Source organism: Streptomyces lomondensis (genome assembly GCF_014651035.1).
Classification (GTDB): domain Bacteria; phylum Actinomycetota; class Actinomycetes; order Streptomycetales; family Streptomycetaceae; genus Streptomyces; species Streptomyces lomondensis.
This window is the reverse complement of sequence record NZ_BMWC01000009.1, coordinates 219679-240162: the sequence shown is the minus strand read 5'-3', so window position 1 is coordinate 240162 and position 20484 is coordinate 219679. Positions and strand designations below refer to the sequence as shown.

Sequence of the window (20484 nt, the reverse complement as noted above, 5' to 3'; positions counted from 1 at the left end):
GAGGAAAGTGTGTCACCCGGGTCCGCGCAGGTGCGCCGAGAGCTCCGCACCCCTACGTACCCCCGCGCGTGTGGCGTGCGCCACTCACTGGACCTCTCCGGTCGGGGAACCGGACCTGTATGACGCAGCTCGGCCTACCCGACGACATCCACGCCTGCCTCTTCGACCTCGACGGCGTCGTCACCCGGACGGCCGTCGTGCACGCGGCCGCCTGGAAGGAGATGTTCGACGCCTTCCTGCGCGAGCGGGACGGCGCGGACTTCCGGCCGTTCGACGCGGCCGACTACGACGAGTACGTCGACGGCCGGCCACGCGCCGACGGCGTACGCACCTTCCTCGCCTCCCGCGGCATCGACCTGCCCGACGGGAACCCCGACGACCCACCCGGCGCGCGGACCGTCCACGGGCTCGGCAACCGCAAGAACGAGCTGGTCCTGGAGAAGATCCGCACCGACGGCGTCGAGGCCTACGACGGCACCCTGCGCTACCTGGAGGCGGTCCGCGCCCACGGCTTGAGCACCGCGATCGTCTCCTCCAGCGCCAACTGCCGCGACGTGCTGCGCTCGATCGGCGCCGAGCACTTCTTCGACGTACGGATCGACGGCGTGGTCGCCGCCGAGCGCAAGCTCCCCGGCAAACCGCACCCCGACACGTTCCTGGCCGCCGCCGAGGACCTCGGCGTCGAACCGGCCCACTGCGCCGTCTTCGAGGACGCCCTTGCCGGCATGGACGCGGGCCGCGACGGCCGGTTCGGATACGTCGTCGGTGTCGACCGCGTCGGGCAGACCGACGCGCTGTACGCGCACGGCGCCGACATCGTGGTCAAGGACCTCGCCGACCTGGGGGAGACGAAGTGATCGCACAGCGGGCGTACGGCGTCGAACCCTGGACCGTGCGTGAGACGGAACTCAACCTGGACCTCCTGGCGCAGAGCGAGTCCGTGTTCGCCCTGTCCAACGGCCACGTCGGCTGGCGCGGCAACCTCGACGAGGGCGAACCCCACGGCCTGCCCGGCTCCTACCTCAACGGCGTCCACGAACTGCACCCGCTGCCCTACGCCGAGGCCGGCTACGGCTACCCCGAGTCCGGCCAGACGTCGATCAACGTCACCAACGGCAAGGTGCTGCGCCTCCTGGTCGACGACGAGCCGTTCGACCTGCGCTATGGACGGCTCGTCACCCACGAGCGGACCCTCGACCTGCGCCGGGGCGTCCTGGAACGGGTCTGCCAGTGGACCTCACCGGCCGGCTCGACCGTCCGGGTGCGTTCCACGCGGCTGGTGTCCCTGACCCAGCGGGCGATCGCCGCCGTGGCGTACGAGGTGGAGCCCGTCGACAGCCGCACCCGCGTGGTCGTCCAGTCGGAACTGGTCGCCAACGAGAGCCTGCCCGAGCCCGACGGCGACCCGCGCGCCGCCCGGGCGCTGAAGTCGCCGCTGGAGCCGGAGGAGGACATGGCCTCCGGGAACCGGCTGCGCCTGGTCCACCGCACCCGGCGCAGCGGCCTGCGGGTCGCCGTGGCCGCCGACCACGTCGTCACCGGCCCCGAACGCACCACCACGAGCAGCGAGAGCAACGTGGACGTGGCCCGGCTGACCATCACCTCCGTCCTGGAGCCGGGGGAGCGGCTGCGGGTGGAGAAACTGGTCGCGCACGGCTGGTCCGGCGCCCGCTCCCGGCCCGCGATGAGCGACCAGGTCGAGGCGGCGCTCGCGGCGGCCGCGCACAGCGGCTGGTGGGGGCTCCTCAAGGACCAGCGGGCCTACCTCGACGACTTCTGGGCGCGCGCCGACGTCGAGATCGACGGCGACGAGGAGATCCAGCAGGCCGTCCGCTTCGCCCTCTTCCACGTCCTCCAGGCCGGCGCCCGCGCCGAACAGCGCGCCATCCCCGCCAAGGGACTCACCGGCTCCGGCTACGACGGCCACGCCTTCTGGGACACCGAGGCGTTCGTGCTGCCCCTGCTGACCTACACCGAGCCGCACGCCGCCGCCGAAGCCCTGCGCTGGCGCCTCGACACCCTGCCCGCCGCCCGGGAGCGCGCGGCCCAACTCGGCCTGCGCGGCGCCGCGTTCCCCTGGCGCACCATCGAGGGCTCGGAGGGCTCCGCGTACTGGCCGGCCGGCACGGCCGCCTTCCACGTGGGCGCCGACATCGCGGACGCCGTGGTGCGGTATGTCGCGGTCACCGGCGACGAGGACTTCGAACGCGAGGTCGGCGTGGAACTGCTGGTGGAGACCGCCCGCCTGTGGCGCTCCCTCGGCCACCACGACGACCGGGGCGTCTTCCACATCGACGGCGTCACCGGACCGGACGAGTACAGCGCCATCGCCGACGACAACACGTACACCAACCTCATGGCCCGGGCGAACCTGCTGGCCGCCGCCGACGCCTGCAAACGCCACCCCGACGAGGCCGCGCGGCTCGGCGCCGACGAGGAGGAGCGCGCCGCCTGGCGGGACGCCGCCGAGGCCGTGCACGTGCCCTACAACGACGAACTCGGCGTGCACGAACAGCACGCCGGCTTCACCCGCTACCAGCGCTGGGACTTTGAGCGCACCGGCCCGGACCAGTACCCGCTGATGCTGCACTTCCCGTACTTCGACCTGTACCGCAAGCAGGTGATCAAGCAGGCGGACCTGGTACTGGCGATGTACACCTGCGGCAGCTTCTTCGAGGAGGCCTTCGACAACGACGCCGAGGAGCAGATCGCCCGCAACTTCGCCTACTACGAGCCGCTGACCGTACGGGACTCCTCCCTGTCCGCCTGCGTCCAGGCCGTCATGGCCGCCCGGGCCGGCCACCTCGACCTGGCCTGCGACTACACGGCCGAGGCCGCGCTGATGGACCTGGGGGACCTGGAGCACAACACCCGCGACGGACTGCACATCGCCTCGCTGGCCGGCACCTGGATGGCGCTGGTCGCCGGGTTCGGCGGCATGCGGTGCACGGACGGCACCCTGCGGTTCGCCCCCCGCCTGCCCGAGCGGTACAGCCGGCTGGCCTTCACGGTCGGGTTCCTCGGCAGGTGCCTGCGCGTGGAGCTGACGGCCGACCGGGCCACGTACACCCTGCGCTCCGGACCTCCGCTGACCATCCGTCACCACGGCACCGAGCTGACGGTGAGCGAGGACGCCCCCGTCACCCGGCCCGTCCCCCCGCCGGCCCGGCGCCCGGCCCCGAGCCAGCCCCCGCACCGGGCCCCGAACACTCACTGACCTCGCGAGTTCCGGTCACGCACTTGGCCGTATCCCACCCTGCATCGCCCCACCCCGCGGGTTAGCTTGGCCGTGTTTCCTGATCATCCGGCTTTCAGCCCTACGGGTGGGAGGTCGTAGCGGCCCTACGGCAGGTAGGGGAAGGGGTGGACGATGGCCGACGGCGCGAACGCCATCCTCGTCCGGATGCGAAGACGCGAGCAGACCGACGCGACGGGGACGGCCCGCAGACGGCGCGTCGACCGGCCGCTCGCCGCGCTGGCCGGCGTCTTCACGCTCGCCCAGCTCGTCCTCGTACGGCCCGTACTGGGCCTCGGCTGGGACGAGATCGTCTACGTCAGCCAGGTCACCTCCCACACCCCGGCCGCCTTCTTCAGCGCACCGCGCTCCCGGGGCGTCTCCCTGCTCGTGGCCCCGATCGCGTCCTGGTCGTCGTCCACGCCGCTGCTGCGCGTCTACCTCGCCCTGCTCTCCGGCCTCGCCCTCTACCTGGCCCTGCGCACCTGGCGGGGCCTGTTCCCGACCCGCGTCCTGGTCGTCGGCGGCGCCCTCTTCGCCTCCCTGTGGGTGACCCTCTTCTACGGCCCGCAGGCCATGCCCAACTACTGGGTGGCGATCGGCGCCCTGATCAGCGTGGGCTGCTTCCTGCGCGCCCGGGCGGAACGTTCCGCCCGGGCGGCCCTGTGGGGCGTCGCGGCAGGCGCCGCGCTCATGGCGTGGATGCGGCCCACCGACGCGGTCTACGTCACCGTGCCGCTGCTCGTCCTCGCCCTGGCCCGCCGCCACTGGCGCCCGCTCCTCGCGCTCGTGGCGGGCCTCGCGGCGGGCGCCGTCCCGTGGGTGATCGAGGCGTACCTCGGCCATGGCGGCCTGGGGCAGCGGCTGTCGGACGCCTCCCGCATCCAGGGCGGACTCGGCTGGCAGATCGCCGTCGACGACCAGCTGCGCAGCCTGGGCGGCCGGGCCCTGTGCCGGCCGTGCACCGGGACGATGCCCCACCCCCTGGTCACCCTCTGGTGGTTCGTCCTGCCCGTCCTGGCCGGCCTCGGCCTGCTCGTCGCGGCCCGGGCCCGGCGCCTGGGACGGACCCTGATCCCGCTGGCCTGCGCCGCCACAGCCGCCCTGCCCTACCTCTTCATGATCGGCTACGCGGCGCCCCGCTTCCTCCAGCCGGCCTACGCCCTGCTCGCGATCCCGGTCGCCGACGCCCTGTGGTACCTGGTCAAGACGCCCCGCGGGAAGTGGCGCCCAGTGGCCGCCGCGCTGGTCGCCGTCGGCCTGGCCGGGCATCTGGCGGTGCAGATCGCCGTCCTGGAACGCACCGTGGCCCGCAACACCGACAGCCGCCGCGACTGGGACCGCACCGCCGGTGAACTGCACCGCCTCGGCGTCCGCCCGCCCTGCCTGCTCACCGGGCACGAGGCCCTCCCGATCGGCTACTACGCGGGCTGCTCCTCGGGTGCGACCGCCGGCCACAACGAGAACACCACCGCCGCGGACATCCTGCGCACCGCGGAGCGCCTCCCGGTCGCCCACCTCGCACCGGCCGGCGGCACACCGCCCGGCTACGCCCGCGCCTGGCCCGTCCACCGCATCTCGGACCTGGACGTCCGCGTCGCACCGCAGGCGCCCCCCAGAACACCGTGACCTCGTCCGCGTTTCCCGCCCGCCCGGTTCAGGCAGGACAGGTAGGACTCGCCTGACCTTCAGGCGCTGTACGACGCGGCCGACGACGACTCCGCGACCAGAGTTTTCGGTTCCATGGGCAAGACCTGTCGCGGGCTTTACTGCACATCACTTGCAGGTGCTGGAGGATGACGCGAGGCTGTTCACCGCAGCCGTCCGTCCGACAGAAAGACCTTCCCCCCGATGACGGCCGCCCCTGAGTCCACTCCGCCCCTCCCCGCCCAGCGCACGGCCTGGCACCGCGTCCGCACCTCCATGACGCGGCGGGAGTGGACCAGGGTCGGGGGGATGGCCGCGTTCATCGTGGCCCTGCACGTGATCGGCTGGTTCACCCTCGTCGCGATCGTCGCCCCCGAGCACCACGCCATCGGCACCCAGACCTTCGGCGTCGGCATCGGCGTGACCGCGTACACGCTCGGCATGCGGCACGCCTTCGACGCGGACCACATCGCCGCCATCGACAACACCACCCGCAAGCTGATGGGCGAGGGACAGCGGCCGCTGTCGGTCGGTTTCTGGTTCTCCCTCGGCCACTCCAGCGTCGTCTTCGCCCTGGCCTTCCTGCTCACCCTCGGCGTGAAGACCCTCGCCGGACCGGTCCGCGACGACGGCTCCGCGCTGCACGACGTCACCGGCCTGATCGGCACGACCGTCTCCGGGACGTTCCTGTACCTCATCGCGGCCGTCAACCTGGTGATCCTGGCCGGCATCTGGAAGGTGTTCCGCGCCATGCGCTCGGGCCGCTACGACGAGGCCGCCCTGGAGGAGCAGTTGGACAACCGCGGCTTCATGAACCGCCTGCTGGGCCGCGTCATGAAGTCGGTGTCCAGGCCCTGGCAGATGTACCCGCTGGGCATCCTCTTCGGCCTCGGCTTCGACACCGCCACGGAGATCGCCCTGCTCGTCCTGGCCGGCTCCGGCGCCGCCTCCGGACTGCCCTGGTACGCGATCCTGTGCCTGCCCGTCCTGTTCGCCGCCGGGATGTGCCTCCTGGACACCATCGACGGCTCCTTCATGAACTTCGCCTACGGGTGGGCCTTCTCCAAGCCGGTGCGCAAGGTCTACTACAACCTCACGATCACCGGCCTGTCCGTCGCCGTGGCCCTCCTCATCGGCACCGTCGAACTCCTCGGCCTGCTCGCCGAGAGGTTCGGCCTCCACGGTCCCTTCTGGGACTGGATCTCCGGCCTCGACCTCAACATCCTCGGCTACGTCGTCGTCGCCCTGTTCTTCGCGACCTGGGTGGTGGCGTTGCTGGTGTGGAAGCTCGGGCGCATCGAGGAGAAGTGGTCGGCGGACCTGGCCCGCCCGCTGTCGTGACGGGTGGGTAACCTCGTCCGCCGAGGTTAGAGACGGCGTAACGGGAAACGCGGAACGGACAGGTGAGACGAACGAGTCGACGCAGCGCGACAGGGAGGCAGAAGTGATGGGCACGGAACCGATGCGCTCCGAACCGATGGCGGACGACGTGTACCAGCCCACCGGGACGAACGAGGAGCAGGAGGACGCCGCGCCGCTGGACCTTCAGGACGCCGTCGACGAACGCACCTACGACGACACCCTCGACGAGGGCTACTCCCCGCCGGAGAAGCCGCTGGGCGTCACCAAGCGCGGCACCACCGCCGCGGAGCAGCACGAGGGCGAGACCCTCGACGAACGGCTGTCCCAGGAGGTCCCCGACGTGTCCGCCGAACCGGTCGGGGACGGCGTGGGCGACACCCCCGAGGGCGACGGCGAACCGGTGGACCCCGAGGCGGGCACCGCCCGCGCCGGCCGCCTGGTCGCCCCGGACGAGGGCGCCCACCCCGACACCACGAAGGAGACCATCGCGTCCGACGTGGGCATCGACGGCGGAGCGGCCGGCGCGGAGGAGGCGGCGGTACACGTGGTGGAGGACGACGGGGTCCTGCCGGAGGAGAACGACAGGGCTTGAGCCGCGGCGGGGTCCGGCCTTTCGGCACAAAGCATCCCCTGCCGCCCCCGTGACCACGCCCGAGCCACCACCCCCGCGCACACCCCGCGCCGGGCCGGTGCTCTCGGGCTTGTCGAGGGGCTACGGCATGTCGAGGGGCTACGGCAGGATCTTCTCCAGCGCCGCGGACCCCTCCGCCGCCAGCTTGCGCTTGGCCCACTCCAGGTTGCGCGGGGTGAGGTCCTTGCCCGAGGCGAGGACCAGGTCCTCCGGTGACACGTCGGTGCCCGTACGGGCGTGGAGCAGGCGGTCGGGGGTGGTGCGGTCCTCGGGCGGCCGGGACGCGGGGGGCTGTGACGTCGACATGTTCTCTGCTCCTAGGGTCCGGATCGCTGGTGCGGCCCCGGTGCTGAAAAAACGGGTCCGATATCACCATTCCCCCCAGGAGCCCGGCGTGCACCCGGAGAGCGCGGGAGAGGCCCCTGGAGACCGTCCGCACCCCGTTCGAAACGCCCACCGATGTCGCGTCGCGCAACTCTGGGTGACGGTAGGAACACGTGTCCCTGCGAATGACAGAGCTTTTCCATGCGTCACGTGTGACCGCCGCGGTCGGCTTGGCCTGCGCCGCCCTGCTGGCCTTCGCCGGTACGGCGAGCGCCGACGACGGCACCGTCGGTATCGCCAGCCACAGCCCCGGCGTCCTCTCCGGCAACGTCATCCAGATCCCGGTCAACATCAACGCCAACGTCTGCGGCAACTCGATCAACGTGGTCGGGCTGCTCAACCCCGCGTTCGGCAACGAGTGCGTGATCAAGGACTGACGCACCGGTCGTACGGCCTGCCGCGGCGGCCCGCGGACATCGCGGGCCGCCGCCGGCCGCCGTCAGGGCCCGCCTCGCGGGCGGGGCGCGAGTACGAGCATCGTGACGTCGTCCCGTACGTCCGGGCTGTACCGGACGAGGTCGGTCCACACCCGCTCGGCCAGGGCGGCCGGGTCCTCGGCGGCGAGGCCCGGCAGCCGCTCGGCCAGCGGATAGAAGGCCCCGTCGGCGTCCCTGGCCTCGGTGACACCGTCGGAGGCGAGGAAGAGCCGGTCACCGGCGCGCAGCCGCACCGAGACGACCCGCGGAGCCGTCCCGGCGAGGCCCAGCCCGAGCGGTGTGCACGGCTCGACGTCCAGCTCGACGGCCCGCCCGTCACGGAGCAGCAGCGGGCCCTGCTGCCCGCACGCCACGATCCGCACCACGCGCGCGTCGGGGGAGAAGTCGAGCAGCACCGCCGTGGCGAACAGCTCGGCATGCGGCTCGTCCGCGGAGTCCACCGCCATCCTCCGGTCGAGCCGGGCCGCCACCGCCTCCGGGTCGGGCAGGTCCAGCACCGCCTCCCGGAAGGCCCCCAGCAGCGACGCGACCGTGGCGACGGCCGACAGCCCGTGCCCCTGCACATCGCCCATGACCGCCCGTACGCCGTAGGGGCCCGCCCGTACGTCGAAGAAGTCGCCCCCGACCAGCGTCCCGCGCTGCGCGGCCCGGTACAGCCCCGCGCACCGCACCGGTCCGACCCGCTCCGGCAGCGGCGGCACGACGGCCCGCTGCGCGGCCTCGGCGACAGCGCGCTCGGTGACCAGCTGCGCGTCCCGCCTGCTGCGGACGAACGACAGCAGCACGCTCAGCACCGAGACGAAGCACACGGTCAGTAAATCGGTGCTGCCGGGGGCGTTCAGGTTGAACACCGGGACGCTCAGCACGACCACCACCAGCGCGCCCAGCACCGCCGTCGCCGCCGGCCCGTGAGCCAGGACGGCCAGTGGCGGGATGGCGCCCAGCAGGAAGCCGATGTCGAGCGGCTCCGGGCTGATCAGCTCCGCCGCGCACACGCCGGCCAGCAGCGCGGACGGCAGCATCCGGGCCCAGACCGGCGGCGGTGCGCCGCGCAGCCAGCCGGGCCCGCCCCGGTCGGGGGCCCGGCGGAACCGGCCGTGCGCACTGCTCACACCACCACGCTGCTACTCCCGGCGGACCGCCGCACTCCGGGCCCGTGCCCGCTAGAAGGGCGTGAGCGTCAGCCGGATGCCCGTGGGCGCAGTGTCCTGGATGTACGAGGCGAAGTCGGCCACGTCGTCGAAGGCGAAGCCGTACGCCCTGCCGTCCTGGCTGGCCGCGTGCATGGCCTTGGCGTAGTGGTTGGCGAGGCCGGTCCGGTAGAAGGACGCCGCGTCGGTCGTCGGCTGGGCCGCGTCAGCGGCAGGGCGGCCGCTGCCTTCGCCGTGCTCACGGCCGTCTCCGCGAGGGCGTGGGGGGCCAGCGCGGCGACGGCCGGAGCGGCGACCACGGCGCCGCCGAGTACATCCCTTGAAACGGCACCCAGTTGGCGCCTCAGGGATCGCTTGACCGGCTCTTAAGGGCCACTTGAGCTCAGCCGCGAATTCGATGGACGGCCCGCCGGTGATCCCGTAACGTGTGGCGCGCCACGCCCCGAGACCAGCGGAAGGAGGGCAGAGCCGTGCAGTTCACACCGTTCCCGCGCTCCCTCCCCGCCGTCCCGGCGTGCCTCGACTGACCGACCGGGAGCGCTCTCCGCAGTTTTCGCCTCCCGGAGGAATTTCCATGACCGATCCGGTCATCCGCGCGCTCGACACGAGCGACGCCGCTCTCTTCGACACCCTGCCCGACCCGCTGGGCAACCGTGCGGGCCACCGCCTGACCCGGCACCGCCCCGACTGGAAGCGCGTGGCGCTGCGCGACGGCCGCGTCGTCGCCCGCGGTGCCTGGTGGGGCGGCCCCGACGACACCGAGCCCGTCAACCTCAACTGGTTCGACGTGGCGGACGGCGAGGAGGAAGCGGGCGCCGCGCTCCTGCGCTCCGCGCCCTGGCAGGTCGAACTGGAGCTGGACCTGCCCGCGGGCTGGCGCGACGACCCGGCCCTGCGCACCGCGGCCGAGACCCGCTTCACCGCCGCGCGCACAGCGGGCTACGACCTGCTAGCCGAACGCCTCCTGTACCGCTGGACTCCCGGCCATGGCCTGCCCGAGCGGCCCGGGCGCCTGGAGTTCCGAGCCGAGGCGGAGGACGCCGTGTTCTTCGACGCGCTGCGCCGCATCCACTCCGCCACCCTGGACGCCCACGCGCTCAAGGCCATCGAGCAGGGCGGACTCGACCAGGCGGCCCAGGAGGAGCTCGACTTCTTCCACTGGTGCCCCTCACCCCGCGAGTGGTGGCAGATCGCGTACACGCCCGGGGGCGAGATGGCCGGCATCCACATCCCGGCCCACAACCCCTCGGGCCCGTGCATCGGCTTCATCGGCGTCCTGCCCGACCAGCGGGGCCGCGGCTACGCCTACGACCTCCTGGCCGAGTGCACCCACTTCCTGGCCGAACAGGGCGCGGAGTTCATCGCCGCCGCCACCGACCGGGGGAACACCCCCATGGCCGCGAATTTCGCCAAGGCCGGATTCCCGGTGGTCAAGGAACGCGTCAACTTCCACCCGGCCTGGGACCCGGGCAGCGACGTCGCCTAGCGCGCGCCGCCGTTCAGCAGGTCCTCCGCCGCTGTGAGGATCTCCGTGACCCGGAGGCCGAACGCCGCGTCGCACGCGTGCGGGCGGCCCGTCCGGGCGGCGGCGAGCAGGGCGTCCGCGGCCCGCTTCAGGGCGGGGACGGCTCCGTCGGAGCTCTGCGGCAGGACCGCGACCCCGGCCTCCCCGCGGAGCTCCACGGCGGCACCGGCCGCGGCGGGCGGTGCCGTCAGGCTCAGGGTGAGGGTGCTGGACGCGCCGCCCGCGTGGTCGAGGACCACATGCGCCGTGTCCCCGGGACCGTACGCCGCCGCCGTCACGCGTCGCACATCGCCCAGCACCGGCAGCAGCACGGACAGGGCGTGCGGTCCGACGTCCCACAGGGCGCCCTTCTCCCGCCGCCACGGCGTCGCGAAGGGACTCTCGCTGGTGAACACCGCCCCGAGCCACTGCGCCCGCCCGGTGAACCAGCCCGGTACCGCCGCCTGCTCGGTGATCCACGCCTGCGGTCCGGGCTGGAAGCGGGTCGTGAAGAACACGACCGAGGCGACCCCGGCCTCCTCGGCGGCCTCGACCACGGCCCGTCCCTGCTCCACCGTCGGCGCGAGCGGCTTGTCGAGCAGCAGATGGCACCCGGCCCGCGCCGCCCGCGCGGCCAGCCCCGCCTGCACGTCCGGCGGCAGCGCCACGGCCACCGCGTCCACGTCGGCGAACAGCTCGTCGGTGTCGTCGTACGCGCGGACGCCGTGCCGCTCGGCCAGCTCCTTGGCGGCCTCGGGGCGGCGGCCCCACACTCCTGCGAAGTCCAGTTCGTCGTGCCCGCCCAGGGCGGGTGCGTGGGCCATCTGCGCCCAGGGTCCGGTGCCGAGCAGTCCTATGCGCATGCCGCCGCCTCTCCACGGTGCCGAAAAACCGCCGGCGGCCGGTTCCCCGCCGCCGCTCGTCGAAGAGCGTGTCACACGGAACCGGCCGCCGGGGAGTCCGGGCAGGGGTCAGGGCCGCACGAGACCGGTGTCCGTCAGATCCGGCGCGGCGCCGGCCAGGGACCGCACGGTGTACGGCCGCAGGTCCCACGCGCTGACCGCGTAACCGAGGCCGCCCTCGCCCCCGCCCCGCGCCTCGATCCGCCAGGGCGCGCCGCCGGTGGGGTAGAAGCGCAGCGTCAGCGTCCGGCCCGACGGCAGATACACCTCGGCGACGGACCGGTCCACCACGAGACGCAGCTCCACGCTCGCCCCGGGGCAGGGGACGCGGTACGAGCCGCCGTGGGCGCCCGCGTCGAGGGAGGCGTGGTCGCGGTCCACGACGAGTTCACCGGCCGCCGGGTCCAGCCTGAGGTCGAGGTACTCGCCGCCGTCGGCCGAGGTGACCAGCCGGAGCCCTCCCGCCGCCCCGGGAGCCCGGGGTTCCAGACGAGCGGTCAGATCGAAGCTCCCGCTCACCGTCCCCAGCACGGCCGTCCCGTCGGTCACGCCGGCCGCGGTCACCGCGCGCCCGCCCCGCAGCGCGAGCAGTTCCGCCGCCGGCCGCTGTCGTACGGAGCCGTCGTCGGCGAGGGTCACCTCGCGCGGCAGCGTCAGCAGCCCGGCCCAGCCGGCTTCCCGTACCCACTCCGGGTCGCGGGCCTCCCACGACCAGCCCCACAGCAGCCACCGGCCGTCGGGCGCGTGCAGCAGCGCGGGCGCGTAGAAGTCGGGGCCGTGGTCGAGCAGGGCGGGGGCGCCGGCGCGGAAGCGGCCGTTCTCCTCGCGGCCGGAGTGGACCACGGTCCGGCGCGGCCCGAGTTCCGGGTCCCAGGCGCTGAGGATCAGCGCGCCGCGGCCGTCCGTGTGCAGGTACTGGGGGCACTCCCAGCCCAGTCCCGTGTCGGCGCCCGGCGCCACCGGCTGCGGGGCCCGGTCCAGGAACGGACCCCGGTACTCCCACCGCTCCAGGTCCGCGGACTCGTACAGCAGCGCCGCCGCCCGGCCGTCCGCCAGGGCGGAGCCGACCAGCATGCGCCAGCGGCCGGCCTCGCGCCACACGTACGGGTCGCGGTACATGGTGGTGCCCTCGGGCGGGTCGGGGATCAGCAGGCTGCCGCGCGGCGTCCAGGTGACACCGTTGTCCCGGGACTCGGCGGTGGTGACCGGCTGGGCCCAGCGATCGGTGCGGAAGGCGGAGTAGAAGGCGACCAGGCGGTCCCCGTCGGAGACGGCGTTGCCGGAGAAGCAGCCGTCGGCGTCCTCGCCGCCCGGCGTGGGGGTCAGGGCGACGGGCAGTTCCTCCCAGGCCAGCAGGTCGGGGCTGCGGAAGTGGCCCCAGTGCATGTGCGCGTGCTCGGGTCCGTACGGGTTGTACTGGAAGCACACGTGGTAGTGGCCGTCGTGGAAGGCCAGCCCGTTGGGGTCGTTGATCCAGTTGCGGGGCGGGCGCAGGTGCGCGACGGGCCGGTGGGGGTCTGCGGGCAGGACGGACACGCAGGGGTCCTTTCGGTGTGGGGGAGTCGAAGGCGCGCGGTCAGCCCTTGACGCCGGTGGAGGCGATGCTGTTGACGAACGACCGCTGGAAGGCCACGAACAGCGCCAGGATCGGCACGGTGATCATGGACGAGTACGCCATGATCTGGCCCCAGCTCACGTTCAGTTGGAAGAAGTAGGAGAGGCCCACCATCACCGGCCGCAGCTCCTCGCTCTGGACGACCATGAGCGGCCACAGGTAGGAGTTCCAGGCGGGCAGGAAGGTGAGGATGGCCACGGTGGCCACGGCCGGGCCGGACAGCGGCATGACGATGCGGCGGTAGATGGTGAACCAGCCCGCGCCGTCGACGATCGCCGCCTCGTCGATCTCCTTGGGGATGCTCTGGAAGTACTGGTGGAAGAAGAAGATGGAGAAGGCGTTGGCGACGAGCGGCAGGATCTGCACCTGGTAGGTGTCCATCCAGCCGGTGGTCCACTCCAGGTGGAAGCCATTGACGCGGAGCAGCGGCAGCTGGTTGATCCACCACACCAGCGGCAGGGCGAAGGTCTCGAACGGCACGATGAGCGTGGCGATGACGGCCGTCAGGACGAGCTTCCTGCCGGGCCAGCGCATCCGTGACAGGGCGAAGGCGGCCAGGCTGTTGACGATGACGCCGAGCACGACGGTGATCGAGGAGATCAGCACCGAGTTCAGCAGGAACCGCGCCGCCGGGACGCGCTCGAAGACGCCCGTGTAGTTGTCCAGGGACAGGGCGCCGACCGGCAGGAAGGCGCGCAGCGAGCCCAGGTCGCCGAAGATCTGGTCGTCCGGCTTGAACGACGAGACCAGCATGAAGACGAGCGGAAGCGCGAAGACCAGGGCGAGGACGACCCGTCCGACGTGACCGGCGAAAAACCGCAGATAAGAGGTCATGTCAGTCCTTCTCCCGGGTCAGGAAACGCTGGACGAGGGACACGGCCAGCACGAGGACGAAGAAGACCAGCGAGATCGAGGCCGCGTACGCGGTCTGCTGCTGCTCGTAGCCGGTGCGCATCGCCTGGTAGACGACGGTGGTGGTGGAGTCGAGGGGGCCGCCCTCGGTCATGACGTTGATCTGGGTGAAGAGGCCGAGCGCCTGGATGGTGATGGTGATCAGGACGAACGTCCGGGTGGCGCGCAGTCCGGGCCAGGTGACATGGCGGAAGCGGTGCCACCGGGTGGCCCCGTCCAGGTCGGCGGCCTCGTACAGCTCCGCGGGGATGGTCTGGAGGCCGGCCAGCCAGATGATCATGTGGAAGCCGACGCCCTGCCACACCGACATCAGGATGATGGCGGGCATCGCGGTGGCCGGGTCGCCCAGCCAGTCCCGGCCCTCGACGTGTCCGAGGGTGAGCGCCGAGAGCACGTGGTTGACCAGGCCGTCCTGCCGGTAGAGGAAGGTCCACAGCAGGGACACGACCACCATCGAGGTGACGACCGGCAGGAAGTAGACGGTGCGGAAGAAGTTGACGCCGCGCACCTTCGCGTTGACCAGCAGGGCCAGCACCAGGGCGAGCCCGCCCTGGAGCGGGACGACGACGGCGGCGAAGTACGCCGTGTTGCGCAGGGACTTGAAGAAGACCGGGTCCTGGAAGAGGCGGGTGAAGTTGTCCAGGCCCACGAAGCGGGCCGGCGTGGGCGAGATGAGCCTCGCGTCGGTGAAGGCGAGGGCGAAGGTCAGGGCGAGCGGTACGACGACGAAGACGATCAGCAGCACCACGGCCGGAGCGGCCATGCCGAGAGCGGTGAGGCCCTCACGGCGACGGGCGTGCGTCTTGCGGGTTCGCCGGACCGGACGCGGCCGCTCGCGGGCTGCGGTCAGGGTGGTCACGGTGTGGCTCCAGGGGAAGCCGGTCCGGTTCGGGGAGCGCGGTCGGGGCCTCGAACCGGACCGGAGCGGGTCGGCCGGTCTAGTACCTGTTGGTCTTGAGGTTGGTGTCGATGTCCTTCGTCGCCTGGCCGAGCGCCTTCTCGGGGTCCGCCCCGGCCAGGATGTCCTGGACCGCCTTCTGGAACTCGGTGGAGATGTACGGGTAGGCCGGGGTGACCGGGCGCACCACCGCGTACTCGCGGGCGAACCGGGTGAACACACTGAACTTCCCGCCCGGCTGGTAGCCGTCGACCTGCTGCGCGGCGGCGTCGGTCGCCGGGATCGTGCCGGTGGCCTCGGCGTAGTCCACGAAGTACTTCGTCTGGCGGGCGAACTTCAGCCACGCCTGCGCGCCCGCCTTGTTGGAGCAGGTGGAACTCATCGCCCACTGCCAGGAGGCACCGCCGATCTTCGGCCCGTGACCGAAGTCCACCGGCGGGATGATCGCCAGGTCGTCACCGAGCTTCGCCGCGTTCTTGGCCGCGTTCCAGCTGCCGTCCCACTGCAGGGCGCTCTTGCCGGCCAGGAAGTCCTTGTTGGGGTCGGCTCCCGACTTCTTCGACAGATAGCCCTTGGCCACCAGCGAGCGGAACCAGGTCGCCCACTCCACGGCGTCCTTGCCGTCGAGGGTGCCCGAGGCGGTCTGGTAGCCGTCGCGGTCGATCAGGTCACCGCCGAAGCTCTGAAGCTGAGGTGAGTAGGCGTACGGGTACCACTCGCCCAGGCTGCCGGTGCCCATCTCCAGCGGGTACGGGAACTTCCCGCTCTTCTTCAGCTTCGCCAGGGCGGAGTCGAACTCGGCCTTGGTCCACGGCTTGTCGAGCGTCGGTATGCGGATGCCGTACTCCTTCAGCACGGACTTGCGGGCGAAGAAGGCCAGGGAGACGTCGTAGAAGCCGAACGCGTAGACCTTGCCCTGGTAACGGCCCACGGTGCTGGGGAGTTGGGCGGACAGCGGTACCTCGCTGCCGGAGACGTCGATCGGGGCCAGATAGCCGCCCCATGCCCAGTTCGGCACGTTGGGGCCGTCCACGTCGAGCAGGCAGGGCAGCTTGCGGGCGGAGGCGGCGGCCACGACGGAGTTGTTGTAGTCGCTCTGCGGGAACGCCTGGAGCTCGACCTTGTACGTGCTCTGGGAGCCGTTGAAATCCTTGATGATCTTCTTGACGACGTCGAGCTCGGCCGAGTTGCCGGCGTTGTGCGTCCACAGGGTCAGCGTGTCGCCCTTGGCTCCGGACGTGCTGCTGCCGCCGCTTCCGGTCGCGCAGCCGGCGACCAGCGCGGTCGCCGCCAGGGCGGCTACACTCGCGACTGCGAGGCGCCTGGTTCTGAACACCACGAGGTTCCTCCATCTCACTGAGACGGGTCTTGCCGGACCCGCCTGGGCGACCGGTTGCGACGGTCGCTGTTCCTGGTGGCCGTCCCGCCACCCGGGGGTCGTAGCCCCGGGCGGCGGGACGGCCTGTCTTCGGTGCGTCAGCGCGTCGCCGGGGTGCCGATGGAGGCACGGTCCTGCAACGGCATCGGCACCCGGTGCACGGCCGCTTCGAGGGGCCCTTCGCCGAGAATCAACTCCACGGCCAGACGGCCGAGTCGGTAGTGCGGCAGCTTCAGCGTGGTGAGCGCCGGGCGCAGTACGGCCGCGATGTCCTGGTCGTCGAAGGACACCACCGACACATCACCGGGCACCGACAGACCCGCCTCGCCGAGCGCCTGGTAGGCGCCCATGGACACCCGGTCGGTCAGGCACACCAGCGCCCGGGGCCGATGCCCCGCCGCCAGCAGCGCGGAGACCTCCCGGTAGCCGTCCCGCGTGTCCCAGTCGCACTCGACGACCCCGTCCAGCCGGGCCCCGCCCGCGCGCAGGACCTCCTCCAGGCCGCGCATGCGCTCGTTGCCGGCGATGATCCCCTCGGGCGTGGCCGGCACGGCCTGGTGGCCGCCGATCGCCCAGATGCCCTCGGTGTGGCCGGCGGCGAGCAGGGCACGGGCCGCGTCCCGGCCGGCCTCCAGTTCGTCCGGGACGACGGAGGGCGCGTCGAAGCCGGGGGCCAGGCAGTTCAGCAGGACCACCCGGCGCCCGAACAACTCCTTGGGCGGGGTGACGTACCGGGTGAACATCGACGCGTAGATCACGGCGTCGACCTGGCGGTCCAGCAGCGCGTGGACGAGTGACGACTCGGCGGCGCGGTCGCCGCCGGCCTCCGTGATGAACAGCAGGTTGTCCCGCTCCCGGGCGGCCTCCATCGCGCCGCGGATCACATCGCCCGCGAACGGAGTCGTCGTGATGCGGTCCGAGACGAACCCGATGGTCTGGGTCGACTTCGTCCGCAGGCTGCGCGCCGTGACGTTGGGGCGGTAGCCCAGCTCCCGCGCGGCCTCCAGGACGCGTTCGCGGGAGGCGTCGGAGATGCGCATGTCGGTGCGGCCGGAGAGGGCGAACGACGCGGTCGTCGGCGAGACGCCCGCCTTGCGGGCGACGTCGGCCATGGTCACACGGCGTTCAGGCATCAGCGGCTCAGCTCCGTTGTTAAATCGGATTAGCAAGATGCGATGAGAGTGATGCGCTCTTCGGTCGCTGTCAACACCCGGGACACCAACGGTGGCTATATAGGGCGATTTGTCCAGTCCTGAGGTAACGCCCGGGTAAATCGGAGCGCGTTAGCTCTTGCTTTAGCAGGCACGGCACGCGAACCATGCCAACCCCGCCGACTAAACCGATTTGGCATGGCGTCACGCCTGCCGCAGCGCCCAGGAGTTGCCATGAGGAGAAGAACGGCCCTCAGTGTTGTGTCCGCCGCTGTGGGCGGCGCCGTCGTCCCGTTCTCGTTCGCTCCCGCCGCCACCGCCCGGGAGCGGCGCCTGCCCGGAGGCCCCGCCGCCCGCTGGGACTTCGACGAACGGGCCGGCACCGTCACCCGCGAGGCCGTGTCCGGCACCGCCGACCCCGTCGACTACGTCTTCACCGACGCCCGCTACAAGCCCGACAGCGACCCCGTGCGCCGCCGCGGCGTGCGCGGCCGGGCGCTGTACTTCGACGGCTACTCCACCGTCGTCACCGCCCGCGGCCCCGGCGGCCTCGACCTCACCCGCGGCCTCACCCTCGACGTGTGGATCGCGCCCTACGCCTACGAGCACGGCATCGACGGCAAGCCCCAGGCCCTGGTCAACCAGCACGACCCCGACGCCAGGACGGGATTCCTGCTCGGCCTGCGCCGCTTCGGGCGGATCGTCTTCCAACTCGGCTTCGGCACCGAGCTGATCGAGGTCCAGGGAGCCGCGGACCAGCCGGCCGCCAAGGGCACCTGGACGCATGTCGCGGCCACCTACGACCCCGCCGCCCGGCAACTGCGCCTCTACCGCGACGGCCGCCGCATCGGCACCGCCACCACCCCCGGCCAGGCCCCCGAACCGGCCCCCGACGAGCCGCTGCTCATAGGCCGGCACAACCGGCCCACGCTGCTGAACGGCGAGTTCCACGCCAACATGTACATCGGGCTGATGGACAGCCTCGTGATCCGCCCGGGCACCCTCGACGACGAGACGGCCCGGCAGGAGCACACCGACACGATCGCGGCGCTGCCCGGGGGCCGCGCGCCCCGGCCGGACCTGGTCCAGCACCGGACGCGCTTCGACGGCGACCGGCACCGCCCCCAGTTCCACATGCTGCCGCCCTGGCACTGGATGAACGAGCCGCACGCGCCCGTGTACTTCAAGGGCAAGTACCACATCTTCTACCAGCACGACCCGTTCGGCCCGTACTGGGGCCAGATCCACTGGGGGCACGCGGTCAGCACCGACATGGTGCACTGGCGGGACCTGCCCGTCGCCCTCGCGCCCGCCGCGGACTCGCCCGGACCGGACGGGATCTGGTCGGGCTCGGCGTACGTGGACGGCGACCGCGGGCCGGTGCTCTTCTTCACCGGCGGCGACGACCGGCTGCCGTACCGCCAGCGCACCGGCCTTGCCGTGTCCTCGTACGCGGCCGACGGCGACACGGACCTGGCTACCTGGACGATGAGGTCCGAGCCGGTCACCGAGGCCCCGGCAGGCCTCCCCGCGGGACCGGGCACGGCCTGGGCGGAGAACTTCCGCGACCCGTTCGTCTGGGAGGAGGACGGCGTCTGGTACCAGCTGGTCGGCAGCGGCATCGTCGACTACGACGGCACCCGCGTCACCCGCAAGCACGGAGGCACCGCACTCGTCTACACCGCGCGCAGACCGGAAGGGCCGTGGACGTACCGGGGCCCGCTGCACTGGAACGACCTGGCCACGGTGCCCGAACCCGGAGAGGTGTGGGAGCTGCCGGTCCTCCTCCCGCTCCCCGGGCCCACCGGCAAGCGCACCGGCAAGCACATCCTGCTGGTCAGCCCCTGGTGGGAGGCGTTCCACCCGAACGCCGTCAAGCACACCTACTACTGGATCGGGACCTTCGACAAGCACACGTGCCGCTTCGTCCCCGACCACGTCGAGCCCCGCGAGTTCGACTTCGGCGAGCACTTCACCGGCCCGTCCGGCTTCGTCACCCCCGACGGCCGGTCCGTGCTCTTCAGCATCACCCAGGACCGCCGCAGCGAACAGCAGCACGCCCAGGCCGGCTGGGCGCACAACGCCGGGATGCCCGTCAGCGTCTCGCTGCGCACGGACGGCCGCCTGGGCGTCGAACCGATCGCCGAGGCGGCCGGCCTCCGCGGCAAGCGCCTCGCCCGGATCCGCCAGGCCTCGGTCGAGGAGGCGAACCGGCGGCTCGCCGACGTCTCCGGGGACCTGCTGGACATCTCCGCCGTCATCGAGCCGCGCGACGCCCGCAGCATCACCCTGGCGGTGCGGGCCTGCGAGGACGGCACCGAGGAGACGCTGCTCTCCTACTCCGTCGCCGAGCGCCGCTTCTCCCTCGACCGCGGCCGCTCCAGCCTCGACCCGGACGTCCGCAAGGGCGTGCACGGCGGAACCGTCCAACTGGACGGCGGGAAACTGAGGTTGAGGGTCCTGCTCGACCGCTCGATGCTGGAGGCGTACGTCAACGGGACCAACAGCCTCACCAGCCGCGTCTATCCCACCAGAAAGGACGCCACCGGCCTGCGGCTGACCACCGAGGGAGGCGACGCCCATGTCCTGGAGCTGGACGTCTGGCGGATGAACGGCGCCTACGACACCCCCGTCGCCCCGGCCGCCTACGACCCGCCGCGCCCGGCGGACGTCGACGCCCTGCCCAACCACGACTTCGCCACCGGCGACCTCACCGGCTGGACCGTCGTCTCGGGCACGACCTTCGGCGACGCCAACGTCACCACCCGCACCGACTGGGGCTGGGGCGGACCCTTCTACCAGGCCGAGACCGGCGACGACGCGGCCGGCCACCACCTCTGGGGCTTCAACCCGGACGCCGGTGGTGACGAGGCGACCGGGGTGCTCCGCTCGGCCACCGTCGTCCTCGGCGGAGACGGCGTGGTCGACCTGCTCGTCTCCGGCGGCAACGACCCCGACCGGCTCTACGCCGCCGTCGTCCGCGCCGACGACGGCAAGGTGCTGGCCAAGGCGACCGGCCGCGGCGTCGAGCAGTACCGACGTGTAGCCTTCGACCTGGCCGAGCACATCGGCGAGCGGATCTACGTCGAGATCGTCGACCGGGCGACGGGCGGCTGGGGCCACATCAACGTGGACGACGTCAACGTCCCCGTACGCCGGTGACCGACAGGGCAACAAGAAGGGCAAGGAGCACTCTCCTCGCCACTCTCAACCTATAGCGCACAGGGGGCCTTGCGGCAAGGCCCCCTGTCTCCCGCACACTGTCGGGCCTAGGCCC

General features: G+C 72.1%; 16 protein-coding genes and 1 pseudogene. 8 read left to right on the top strand and 9 right to left on the bottom strand.

The features are described 5' to 3' along the window. Positions 1–119 precede the first annotated feature (119 nt). The 5 genes from IE255_RS28015 (at position 120) to IE255_RS27995 (ending at position 6836) form a co-directional block, all read left to right on the top strand. A complete protein-coding gene (locus tag IE255_RS28015; RefSeq protein WP_190053150.1) occupies positions 120–857 on the top strand; it encodes an HAD family hydrolase in 738 nt (245 codons plus the stop codon). Then, positions 854–3217, top strand: a complete 2364-nt coding sequence (locus IE255_RS28010; protein WP_190053149.1) for a glycoside hydrolase family 65 protein — start codon at positions 854–856, stop codon at positions 3215–3217. The genes IE255_RS28015 and IE255_RS28010 overlap by 4 nt, the downstream gene beginning before the upstream one ends. 153 nt (positions 3218–3370) lie before the next feature. Next, entirely contained in the window at positions 3371–4864 is a 1494-nt protein-coding gene (locus IE255_RS28005) for a hypothetical protein (protein WP_190053148.1), read from the top strand. A gap of 222 nt (positions 4865–5086) precedes the next feature. Continuing rightward, positions 5087–6223 carry a Nickel transporter NicT gene (gene nicT, locus IE255_RS28000; RefSeq protein ID WP_190053147.1) on the top strand — a complete coding sequence of 379 codons (1137 nt, stop codon included), beginning with the start codon at positions 5087–5089 and terminating at the stop codon, positions 6221–6223. A 121-nt stretch (positions 6224–6344) separates the two neighbouring features. Continuing rightward, positions 6345–6836, top strand: coding sequence for a DUF5709 domain-containing protein (locus IE255_RS27995; protein WP_190053280.1), 492 nt, complete (start codon positions 6345–6347; stop codon positions 6834–6836). A gap of 138 nt (positions 6837–6974) precedes the next feature. On the opposite strand, the gene IE255_RS27990 is transcribed toward IE255_RS27995, so the two are convergent. Beyond that, entirely contained in the window at positions 6975–7181 is a 207-nt protein-coding gene (locus IE255_RS27990) for a hypothetical protein (protein WP_190053146.1), read from the bottom strand. 203 nt (positions 7182–7384) lie between these two features. Between IE255_RS27990 and IE255_RS27985 the strand changes: the two genes are divergently transcribed. Beyond that, positions 7385–7636, top strand: coding sequence for a chaplin (locus IE255_RS27985; RefSeq protein WP_190053145.1), 252 nt, complete (start codon positions 7385–7387; stop codon positions 7634–7636). A 62-nt stretch (positions 7637–7698) separates the two neighbouring features. Here the strand turns inward: IE255_RS27985 and IE255_RS27980 are convergent, their stop codons facing one another. Then, the gene (locus IE255_RS27980) at positions 7699–8718 is read right to left on the bottom strand and encodes a PP2C family protein-serine/threonine phosphatase (RefSeq protein WP_229906633.1); all 1020 of its coding nucleotides are present in this window, start codon (positions 8716–8718) and stop codon (positions 7699–7701) included. A gap of 141 nt (positions 8719–8859) precedes the next feature. After that, positions 8860–9057: pseudogene (locus IE255_RS27975) on the bottom strand (beta-1,3-glucanase family protein); the annotation flags it as partial. 364 nt (positions 9058–9421) lie between these two features. Between IE255_RS27975 and IE255_RS27970 the strand changes: the two are divergent. Continuing rightward, entirely contained in the window at positions 9422–10333 is a 912-nt protein-coding gene (locus IE255_RS27970; RefSeq protein ID WP_190053144.1) for a GNAT family N-acetyltransferase, read from the top strand. Here the strand turns inward: IE255_RS27970 and IE255_RS27965 are convergent. The 6 genes from IE255_RS27965 to IE255_RS27940 all read right to left on the bottom strand — a co-directional run bounded on the left by IE255_RS27965 (position 10330) and on the right by IE255_RS27940 (position 17189). Next, complete coding sequence (locus tag IE255_RS27965; protein WP_190053143.1) at positions 10330–11214, bottom strand: Gfo/Idh/MocA family protein; 885 nt, start codon at positions 11212–11214, stop codon at positions 10330–10332. The genes IE255_RS27970 and IE255_RS27965 overlap by 4 nt on opposite strands. Positions 11215–11322: 108 nt before the next feature. Further along, positions 11323–12789 (bottom strand): glycoside hydrolase family 32 protein, encoded by a 1467-nt coding sequence (locus tag IE255_RS27960; protein WP_190053142.1) that lies wholly within the window; start codon positions 12787–12789, stop codon positions 11323–11325. Positions 12790–12829: 40 nt separating this feature from the next. Continuing rightward, positions 12830–13702: a carbohydrate ABC transporter permease gene (locus tag IE255_RS27955; protein WP_190053141.1), complete on the bottom strand. Its 873-nt coding sequence runs from the start codon at positions 13700–13702 to the stop codon at positions 12830–12832. 1 nt (position 13703) lies between these two features. Then, entirely contained in the window at positions 13704–14639 is a 936-nt protein-coding gene (locus IE255_RS27950; protein WP_190053140.1) for a carbohydrate ABC transporter permease, read from the bottom strand. A 79-nt stretch (positions 14640–14718) separates the two neighbouring features. Beyond that, complete coding sequence (locus tag IE255_RS27945; protein WP_190053139.1) at positions 14719–16017, bottom strand: ABC transporter substrate-binding protein; 1299 nt, start codon at positions 16015–16017, stop codon at positions 14719–14721. Between the two features lie 137 nt (positions 16018–16154). Further along, positions 16155–17189, bottom strand: a complete 1035-nt coding sequence (locus tag IE255_RS27940; RefSeq protein ID WP_190053138.1) for a LacI family DNA-binding transcriptional regulator — start codon at positions 17187–17189, stop codon at positions 16155–16157. Between the two features lie 252 nt (positions 17190–17441). Here IE255_RS27940 and IE255_RS27935 point away from each other — a divergent pair, with 252 nt between their 5' ends. Further along, positions 17442–20369, top strand: a complete 2928-nt coding sequence (locus IE255_RS27935) for a glycoside hydrolase family 32 protein (RefSeq protein WP_190053137.1) — start codon at positions 17442–17444, stop codon at positions 20367–20369. Positions 20370–20484: the final 115 nt, after the last annotated feature.

What these genes read in the sequence shown, in the direction of transcription:
- IE255_RS28015 (WP_190053150.1), top strand. Translation starts at nt 120, where the DNA reads ATGACGCAGCTCGGCCTACCCGACGACATCCACGCCTGCCTCTTCGAC.
- IE255_RS28005 (WP_190053148.1), top strand. Translation starts at nt 3,371, where the DNA reads ATGGCCGACGGCGCGAACGCCATCCTCGTCCGGATGCGAAGACGCGAG.
- nicT (WP_190053147.1), top strand. Translation starts at nt 5,087, where the DNA reads ATGACGGCCGCCCCTGAGTCCACTCCGCCCCTCCCCGCCCAGCGCACG.
- IE255_RS27995 (WP_190053280.1), top strand. Translation starts at nt 6,345, where the DNA reads ATGCGCTCCGAACCGATGGCGGACGACGTGTACCAGCCCACCGGGACG.
- IE255_RS27990 (WP_190053146.1), bottom strand. Translation starts at nt 7,181, where the DNA reads ATGTCGACGTCACAGCCCCCCGCGTCCCGGCCGCCCGAGGACCGCACC.
- IE255_RS27985 (WP_190053145.1), top strand. Translation starts at nt 7,385, where the DNA reads ATGACAGAGCTTTTCCATGCGTCACGTGTGACCGCCGCGGTCGGCTTG.
- IE255_RS27980 (WP_229906633.1), bottom strand. Translation starts at nt 8,718, where the DNA reads ATGCTGCCGTCCGCGCTGCTGGCCGGCGTGTGCGCGGCGGAGCTGATC.
- IE255_RS27970 (WP_190053144.1), top strand. Translation starts at nt 9,422, where the DNA reads ATGACCGATCCGGTCATCCGCGCGCTCGACACGAGCGACGCCGCTCTC.
- IE255_RS27965 (WP_190053143.1), bottom strand. Translation starts at nt 11,214, where the DNA reads ATGCGCATAGGACTGCTCGGCACCGGACCCTGGGCGCAGATGGCCCAC.
- IE255_RS27955 (WP_190053141.1), bottom strand. Translation starts at nt 13,702, where the DNA reads ATGACCTCTTATCTGCGGTTTTTCGCCGGTCACGTCGGACGGGTCGTC.
- IE255_RS27940 (WP_190053138.1), bottom strand. Translation starts at nt 17,189, where the DNA reads ATGCCTGAACGCCGTGTGACCATGGCCGACGTCGCCCGCAAGGCGGGC.
- IE255_RS27935 (WP_190053137.1), top strand. Translation starts at nt 17,442, where the DNA reads ATGAGGAGAAGAACGGCCCTCAGTGTTGTGTCCGCCGCTGTGGGCGGC.